This is a genomic window from Syntrophales bacterium (genome assembly GCA_030018935.1).
Taxonomy (GTDB): Bacteria; Desulfobacterota; Syntrophia; order Syntrophales; family CG2-30-49-12; genus CG2-30-49-12.
In genome coordinates, this window is sequence record JASEGZ010000072.1 from 1 (window position 1) to 5,710 (window position 5,710).

Below are 5,710 nucleotides of genomic sequence, written 5' to 3' on the forward strand. Positions count from 1 at the left end.
GCCGCGCCTTTTCTGATATTATCCGATACAATCCACATATTGATACCATTTGCGATTGACTCGTCCTGTCTGATCCTCCCCACGAAGGTATCATCCTTGCCGGCGGCATGAATCGCAAGAGGGTATTCCTTTCCCTCCGGATTATCAATAACGGTGACCCCAGGGGCCCGGGACAGGATTTCTCTGACCTCTTCCGCGGTAATCTTCTTTTCTGTTTCGATATTTACAGATTCGGAGTGACCGTAAAAAACGGGAACTCTAACCGCTGTGGCCGTTACCGCGATAGATTGATCGTGGAAGATTTTCCTGGTTTCATTTGCCATCTTCATCTCTTCTTTTGTGTATCCATTGTCTAAGAAAATATCAATCTGGGGGATGCAGTTGAAGGCAATTATGTGAGGAAGCACCTGTATCTTGGGTTCCTGGAAGTTTAACAGTGACCTTGTCTGCATGTCCAGTTCTTCGATGGCCCTTTTCCCCGCTCCCGATACGGCCTGATACGTAGAGACAACGATTCTCCTGATCCTGGCCACATCATGGATCGGTTTGAGGGCTACAACCATTTGGATGGTCGAACAGTTAGGATTGGCGATGATTCTCCTCTTTTCATACATCTTGATTGCCTCGGGATTTACCTCGGGCACCACTAAAGGAATTTCGGGGTCCATTCGGAAGGCGCTGGTGTTGTCAATGACAACACATCCCGCCCTAACGGCAAGGGGGGCAAACCGCTCACTGATACTGCCGCCGGCGGAAAAGAGACCTACGTTCATTCCTGCAAAGGAATTTTCATCCAGTACCTCAACGGGAATCGTCTTTCCTCTAAAGACCAATTCTTTTCCGGCAGAACGTTCCGAGGCAAGGAGTTTCAAACGATCAACGGGAAAATCCCGCTCCTCCAAAATTTTGATCATTTCACCCCCCACAGCGCCGGTGGCGCCGACAATTGCTACGTTGTATCTCTTCATACAAAAGTACCCTTACTGTTGACTGTTCTGCTTGTCCTTCTGCTCTTTACCATAAAGAGTGTTTTCTTTGCGATTTTAACCAGAGCCCATGCCGGGCCGGAAAGAGAATACCCCAGAGAAAATGTGAAAATCATGATCTGAGGCTCCGCAGCAACAATGATCAGGATAAGAACCATCAGGACAAAGGACATAAATGGCTTTCGTGAAAAGAAATTCAGGTCTTTAAAGCTGTAGTATTTGATATTACTGACCATCAGTAACGATAAAGCAACGATAGTGATTAAGGCCGATAGATGATTAAATCTTCCTGCTCCTCCCAGATAGGAGAAAAGTAATACCCCGGTTGAGACAACAGCGGCGGCGCCCGGTATGGGTAAGCCATTAAAAGTCTTGCTTTCGATTATATTGATCTGGACGTTGAACCTCGCCAGCCTGAGGGCGCCGCAGACCACAAATAAAAATGCCGCCAGCCATCCCCACTTTCCGTATGATGACAGCGCCCAAGTATAGGCAAGAATGGCCGGCGCAACGCCGAAGGCCACCAGGTCAGACAGAGAGTCGTATTCTGTGCCGAATCTGCTCAAGGTATTTGTTATCCTTGCTATTCTGCCATCCAGACCGTCCAGGACAAAGGATATCAGAATAGCAACGGCGGCGAGGGAGAAATCTCCCTTCAGAGAGGCAATCACCGAGTAAAATCCACAGAAAAGACTCGCCGTAGTAAGAAGATTAGGCAGTACATAAACACTTTTTTTCATTCTCGTTCTTTTTGATGAAGAGTTCTTTTTCATTTCAGGTATCCTATCGGTGTCTCTCCCGCCTTGACCTTATCTCCCACCTTAACGGAAATGGTTGTATCAGATGGAAGGAAGACTTCAAGACGTGAGCCAAATTGTATGAGACCAAATCGTTCACCCTTCTGGGCGTACATCCCCTCTTTTAGCCAGCAGATGATCCTTCTCGCAATTACTCCCGCTATCTGTACCGTTAAAATTTCTTTCCCCTCATCGGTTTTGACAAGAACAGTGTTCCTCTCATTGAGGGCGGAAGCTTTGTCAAGGTTGGCGGGCAGAAACTTTCCTTTTTCATGACGGACGCTGCTGACCGTACCGGAGACGGGAACCCTGTTAACATGGACATTGAAGATACTCATGAAGATGCTGATTTTCTTTAAAGGACCACGGAGCAGATCATGTTCGGCGATATTTTCTACGCTTATCACCTTGCCGTCTGCGGGAGATATAACGGACTTAGCATTTTCGGGGGCTTTTCTACCCGGATTACGGAAGAACCAAATGACAAAAACGGTAACAAAAGACAGAAGGACCCCAGGGAAGAATGCCCCGCAGGAGAAGGCTATCACTGTAACAGCCCCCAGGGGTATAATGAAGGGAAGCCCCTCCAGGACAACAGGACTGTTATGATTCTTACGATATTTCACCTTTGGCCCCCTGCCCTGTTAAAAAGGATTCGAGGGTTCAAGGATTCGAGGATTCAAATGTTTGTTTTCTAAGGATTTAAGTAGTTTTTTAACATTTCACTTGAATCCTTGACCCCTTGAATCCTTATTCCACCCTTTTATATTGAATAAGTGCACTTGTCAATATTTCTCTTGTTTCTCTTCTGGTAGCCGCAACCTTTAGGTTGCGCCATTTCGCAGGCTAAAGGTTGCGGCTACAATTACGCCCCGAAGGGGCGGAGATACCGGGGCGTAAAGGTAACAGAATCAAGGATATCACCATCATTAAATTTTCTCCTCCCCAACATGCCTACCGCTGCCGCCCTGATAAATTGATGATGAGCGAAGGCAAGAAATGACCTCTCAGGCAATATCTCTTTTATGAGTTCCCTGTGTTTTACAGCCCCATCACCTACGAAGATAATATCCTCATCTTTGTCAAGATTTTCCAAAAACTTCCCGACATTGGCGATCATTTCCTCTCCTATTTTTTCCGGTATATCCTTCCGACCCATTTTGTAAATGGCCGTGTATACATGTTTTTTACCGGCGTCTAACATGGGGCAGATTGTCATTGACAAATAGACGAGGTTCAGGGCAAGGGCATCCAGAGTTGAGACGCCGACAACCGGTCTGCCCGTTGTTAGGGCAAGCCCTTTGACAGTACTTACACCGATTCTCAACCCGGTAAATAAGCCGGGTCCAATGGTACATACCAGAAGGTCCACCTTGCCCGGTGTTATGCCTGCCATTCTGGTAAGGTTTTCCATAGCCGGCAGCAATGTTGCACAATGATGTAAATTTAAGCTTATGAGGACCTCGGCGAGGACCATATCGTCGTCAAGGAGGGCAATACTGGCCGTTTTTGTAGAGGTATCAATGGCTAAGGTAAGCATCACTGTCTGGTGAATATTTTCCCAATGTTGTCGAACATCGTTATGTTTAATCTCTCTATATCTATAATAAAAACAAATAGCATCAAAATGATAAGGAGGGCAATGCCTATCTGTTGGGCCCTTTCTCTAAATTTGATGTTTACTTCCCTCCTTGCTATGATTTCAATGAGATAGAATAAAATATGTCCTCCATCAAGAACGGGGATGGGTAGAAGGTTGAGGATCGCGAGATTAACGCTCAACAGAGCCATAAACAGGACAAAGGGTAAGATTCCTTCCTTTGCCTGTGTTCCAGCAATCTGGGCAATCAGGATAGGCCCTCCAAGGGTTTTCGGAGAGATAGTGCCCTCTATAATTTTGACGATACCTATCAGAGTAAGTTTACTGATAAGATATGTTTGTTTGAGGCTGACCCAGAAGGCAGCAAAGGGATTCATTCTTTCGGTAACGGTGTGCGGGGAGGGACTGACGCCAATTTTATACGCATCAACCTCTTCACCAAAGATATTTTTTACCTTTAATAATTTTGGTTTTAGTGTGATACCCTTTAATTGTTGTCCCCTTTTTATCGTAATCCGTAATTCTTTCCCCCCGCTTTTGGCGACTACTTCGGCCATTTCTTCCCAGCGGGTAATTTTTTTCCCATCAATGGCGAAGATCTTATCCCCCTCAGTAATGCCTGCATTAAAGGCCGGAAATTCCGGTTGTACCCCCCCAACCTGTGTGGTCAGGGTGGGGATCCCGATCATGTAAATAACGGTAAAGATCAGGATAGCTAAAAGAAAATTAGCTAAAGGGCCGGCGATCACGATAGCGATTCTTTTTGAAACCGGCTGTTTTAGAAATGATCTTTGCTCGTCCGCCTCTGATAGAACATCATCTTCCGACTCTCCTAAAAGTTTTAAATAACCTCCCAGGGGCAGCAGGGAAATGAGATACTCTGTTTCGCCCCATTTTTTTCCGATCAATTTGGGACCAAAGCCAAGAGAAAATTTTAGGACACCAACGCCTAAAAATCTGGCCGCCAGAAAATGACCGAGTTCATGGGCAAAAATGAGAACGCTCAACAAAATTATTACAGATAAAATGCTTGTAGTGACCAATTATCTACTCCTCCAGATGGTTATGGGCTAAATGTTTTTCCCCTGTCCCTTTTGGCCTTTCGCTCAATACCCTCGTTGCCTCGTCCCTCGCCCACCTATCGGCCTCGAGGATCTCTCCGAGATGGGGTGATGCCTTTGGCTGATGGGAGGAAAGAACTCTTTCTATGATCTTCGGCATATCTATGAATCTTATTTTTTCGCCGATAAATGCCTCCACGACTACCTCGTTTGCCGCACTCAAGACAGCGGGCATGGTCCCCCCGATCTTTCCGGCATCGTAGGCAAGTTTCAGACTGGGAAACCTGTCAAAATCAGGCTCGAGGAACTCAAGGGTGCCAACCTTAAGGAGATCAAGAGGTGGTTCTGAACGATAAAGTCTTTCGGGAAAAGAGAGGGCATAAGCTATGGGGATTCTCATATCCGGCATGCCGAGCCCGGCAATTACAGATCCGTCAATATATTCCACCAGGGAATGAACGATGCTCTGAGGATGAATCTGCACTTGAATGCGCTCTATCGGAACGTCAAAAAACCATCTTGCCTCGATGACCTCCAGCCCTTTATTCATCAGGGAAGCGGAATCAATGGTAATTTTTTTTCCCATCTGCCAGTTGGGATGTTTCAGTGCTTGGGCAGGTTTTACCTCTGCCAGTTCTTCCCTGGATAAGTGGAGAAAAGGGCCACCCGAGGCGGTAAGGATGATGCGCCTAATATCCTCCCGTCTGTGACCCACGAGGCACTGAAAGATTGCGCTATGCTCGCTGTCAACAGGCAGTACCTTTACTCCTTTCTCATAGGCCTTTTCCACAACAAGGCTTCCCGCCATGACCATCGCTTCCTTGTTGGCAAGGGCGATATCTTTTCCGGCCTCGATGGCCTCCATAGTGGGAATAAGACCCGCCGAACCTACCATGGCCGATAGAACTATCTTCACCTCTCCTATGGCGGCCACCTCACGGTATCCTTCGTCCCCGAAGAGGATTTCTGTCCCCAGAGAAGAGTTCAGAACTGCCTTCAGTTTTCGGGCATGGGCCTCATCAATAACGGATACGACCTTCGGCCTGAATTCTTCAATCTGATCTTTTAGCAGGTCCACATTCCGCCCCGTGGCGAGGGCGATGATCTTGAACCGTGAGAGGTTATTCCTTATTACATCTAAGGCATTAACCCCGATGGATCCTGTGGACCCTAAAATGCTTACATTTTTCACTTAAAAATCTTCCTCTTACAAGGTAATTGCAAAAGTCTTGAAATTAAAATGTAGCCGCAAACTTTAGTTTGCGT

General features: G+C 46.6%; 6 protein-coding genes. All 6 read right to left on the bottom strand.

Annotation, left to right across the window (positions count from 1 at the left end; all coding sequences use genetic code 11):
• Positions 1–968 (bottom strand): aspartate-semialdehyde dehydrogenase (locus QMD03_09730; protein ID MDI6777491.1); only part of this gene is annotated, 968 nt, incomplete at its 3' end.
• Positions 965–1,726: a CDP-diacylglycerol--serine O-phosphatidyltransferase gene (gene pssA, locus QMD03_09735; protein ID MDI6777492.1), complete on the bottom strand. Its 762-nt coding sequence runs from the start codon at positions 1,724–1,726 to the stop codon at positions 965–967. The genes pssA and QMD03_09730, both read right to left, overlap by 4 nt.
• A gap of 29 nt (positions 1,727–1,755) precedes the next feature.
• Entirely contained in the window at positions 1,756–2,409 is a 654-nt protein-coding gene (locus tag QMD03_09740; protein MDI6777493.1) for a phosphatidylserine decarboxylase family protein, read from the bottom strand.
• Positions 2,410–2,648: 239 nt separating this feature from the next.
• On the bottom strand, positions 2,649–3,323 hold the full coding sequence (tsaB, locus tag QMD03_09745) for a tRNA (adenosine(37)-N6)-threonylcarbamoyltransferase complex dimerization subunit type 1 TsaB (protein MDI6777494.1): 675 nt from the start codon (positions 3,321–3,323) through the stop codon (positions 2,649–2,651).
• Positions 3,323–4,426: an RIP metalloprotease RseP gene (gene rseP / locus QMD03_09750; GenBank protein MDI6777495.1), complete on the bottom strand. Its 1,104-nt coding sequence runs from the start codon at positions 4,424–4,426 to the stop codon at positions 3,323–3,325. Before rseP ends, tsaB begins: the two co-directional genes overlap by 1 nt.
• 4 nt (positions 4,427–4,430) lie before the next feature.
• The gene (locus QMD03_09755) at positions 4,431–5,636 is read right to left on the bottom strand and encodes a 1-deoxy-D-xylulose-5-phosphate reductoisomerase (GenBank protein MDI6777496.1); all 1,206 of its coding nucleotides are present in this window, start codon (positions 5,634–5,636) and stop codon (positions 4,431–4,433) included.
• Positions 5,637–5,710: the final 74 nt, after the last annotated feature.